The sequence below is a fragment of the Pseudoalteromonas sp. S3260 genome, from assembly GCF_005886925.1.
In the GTDB taxonomy this organism is placed as follows: domain Bacteria; phylum Pseudomonadota; class Gammaproteobacteria; order Enterobacterales; family Alteromonadaceae; genus Pseudoalteromonas; species Pseudoalteromonas tetraodonis.
The window spans coordinates 1-2,543 of record NZ_PNCV01000197.1 but is presented as its reverse complement, the minus strand read 5'-3'; the positions used below and the strand labels follow the sequence as shown (position 1 = coordinate 2,543).

Genomic DNA, 2,543 nt, shown 5'->3' with positions numbered 1-2,543 from the left:
GGAAAAAGAAAATGGCAGGGCTAGACGATGATTACCGCTCAACCCTGCTAGAGTCTGGGATTAAAATGCGCTAGCCGTGCAGACCCTCATAATAATAACAGATAGTCTTTGCATTTAGCCATCTATACATTTAAACTTCTTTTTTGCGCCGATTTGGTCTTTGGCTTGCGGGCGCTGTTGGATTACTTATCTGGTTAGATAGTAAAACAAACAACTAAATTCAGCTAAAAGAGGGATGCTTTGGCTGTTTAATATATCAATCGACTTCGATTGCTATGAATAATTAACGAGGATTATGATGCAGCCATCATTTGATAAAAATAAAGCAAGATTTTCTTTGCTTCCCCTACTCACCTTTGTTGCTATTTTTTTAGGCTCAGGCTTATATTTACAATCTCAAGGGGTTGATTACGCGTTTTATCAACTCCCAGCACCAGTCGCTATTTTACCCGCGATTGTTTTAGCCTTTATTTTAAATAAAACCAGCATCAACCAAAGCGTAGAAACCTTTATAAAGGGCGTAGGTAATAACAATATTATCACCATGTGTCTTATTTACTTACTAGCGGGTGCTTTTTCGGCGGTTGCTGGTGCTACCGGCGGTGTGGATGCGGTTGTTAATGCCGGACTTTCACTTATTCCTCCTTCGTTACTACTACCTGGTTTGTTTTTAATAGCGGCGGTTATTTCTACTGCTATGGGCACATCAATGGGAACTATTGGTGCTATTGGCCCAATTGCCTATGCAGTATCTATTAAAACAGGAATTGATCCTGCTTTAATGGCCGGTACCATTGTATCTGGTGCTATGTTTGGTGATAACTTATCAATAATTTCTGACACCACAATTGCTGCTACGCGTACGCAAGGCTGTGAAATGAAAGATAAGTTTAAAGAAAACCTTAAAATTGCTGTTCCGGCCGCCATACTCACTATTGCATTGCTATTATTTTTAACACCTGCAGCACAAGTAGTTGATACCAAAGACTACGATATTTTATTAGTACTTCCGTATGCCTTTATTTTAGTCCTGGCGGTAATGGGCTTTAATGTGTTTGTCGTGCTGTTAAGCGGTATTGTGTTTGCCGCATTAATGGGCTTTACCGGCAGCTATGAAGGTGCAAGCTTTGTAAAAGATATTTACAAAGGCTTTAGTGAAATGCAGGAAATATTTTTACTGTCTATGTTTATTGGTGGCCTCTCTGAGTTTATTCGTATTAATGGCGGTCTCGACTATATCGCTAAAAAAATTCAAGCTATTACTAAAGTCATTGCCAAATGGCACCGTAAAGTAGCCGATCAGTTAGGGATCGCGGCATTAGTTGTCACCAGTAATATGTGTATTGCCAATAATACCGTGTCTATTATTGTGACAGGTCCTATTGCTAAAAAACTGGCTGATGATGGCGAAATTAGTGGTAAACGTTCTGCCAGTTTATTAGATATTTTTGCCTGTGTAACCCAAGGGTCTTTGCCTTATGGCGCACAAGCATTATTACTCGGTGCTACATTTAAAATTAGCCCGTGGGATGTTTCAACCTCATCTTACTACTGCTTTATTTTAGCCTTTACTGCTATTGCTGTTATTTGTTTGCGCCGCAATAAAGCATAATCTCCTTTTTTACAGTGTATTAGCTGCGTGCTAATGCACTGTTTATCACAATAAATAATTAACAAATTAACCGTGTTTGCTATAATGTAATATTAAGCGTGTCACATAAAATATGGTTATGAAAATTAAAAACTTACTTCCTCTCGTTGCACTAAGTGCGTGTGCCTTAAGTTCAACAGCTACCGCTGCTAATTGGAGCAATACGGCGCTTCATATTAACAACGGCAACCACAAAAATCCATTTACTGAACAAAAATCTAATACCACGGTGTACTCAATTGAGCATGCTTCTGGGCATGATTATGGCGATAACTTTTTCTTTATTGATTACAGTACCGACAGCAACGATGATGGCTTTCAAGATCAAGACTTTTATTTTGAAGGTTACTCTACGCTTAGCTTATCTGCTGTAATGGACGAAAAAGTAGCGTCAGGGGCGCTCGTTGATGTTGGCCTAACCATGGGTATTAATGCTGCTGGCGATGCCAAAGTAGTTAAATATTTACCAGGCGTAAAATTAAGCTGGGATGTGCCTGGTTTTAATTTCTTTTCAACCCTTATCAGTGCATACATTGATGATAGCGAAGGCGTTGCAAAAGGCGGTGCACCCATTGAAACTAACAGCTGGATGTTTGATGTAGCCTTTGATTACCCGTTCATGATTGGCTCGCAAAAGTTTAACGTAAAAGGCCATGCAGAGTACATTGCTGAACGCAAAGATGAGTTTGGTAACGATGTGCGTGCTTGGTTTTTAGCCCAACCTATTATTGTATGGGATATGGGACATGCGCTAGAAATGAAAGAAAATACCTTACTGTTAGGTATGGAATGGCAATACTGGCACAATAAATTTGGTACTGATGTTAGCGAATCCGTGCCGCAAGTTCATTTAGAGTGGACGTTCTAGGTTCTTATATGGACTCCCTAAGTA

At 39.6% G+C, this 2,543-nt stretch carries 2 protein-coding genes; both read left to right on the top strand.

All coding sequences use genetic code 11. The features are described 5' to 3' along the window. Positions 1 to 298: 298 nt before the first annotated feature. On the top strand, positions 299 to 1,612 hold the full coding sequence (locus CWC14_RS18150) for a Na+/H+ antiporter NhaC family protein (protein WP_138564292.1): 1,314 nt from the start codon (positions 299 to 301) through the stop codon (positions 1,610 to 1,612). 118 nt (positions 1,613 to 1,730) lie between these two features. Then, positions 1,731 to 2,519, top strand: a complete 789-nt coding sequence (locus CWC14_RS18145; protein WP_024602952.1) for a nucleoside-binding outer membrane protein — start codon at positions 1,731 to 1,733, stop codon at positions 2,517 to 2,519. Positions 2,520 to 2,543 lie beyond the last annotated feature (24 nt).

Coding starts and splice junctions, on each gene's coding strand:
- CWC14_RS18150 (WP_138564292.1), top strand. CDS start 299: ATGCAGCCATCATTTGATAAAAATAAAGCAAGATTTTCTTTGCTTCCC.
- CWC14_RS18145 (WP_024602952.1), top strand. CDS start 1,731: ATGAAAATTAAAAACTTACTTCCTCTCGTTGCACTAAGTGCGTGTGCC.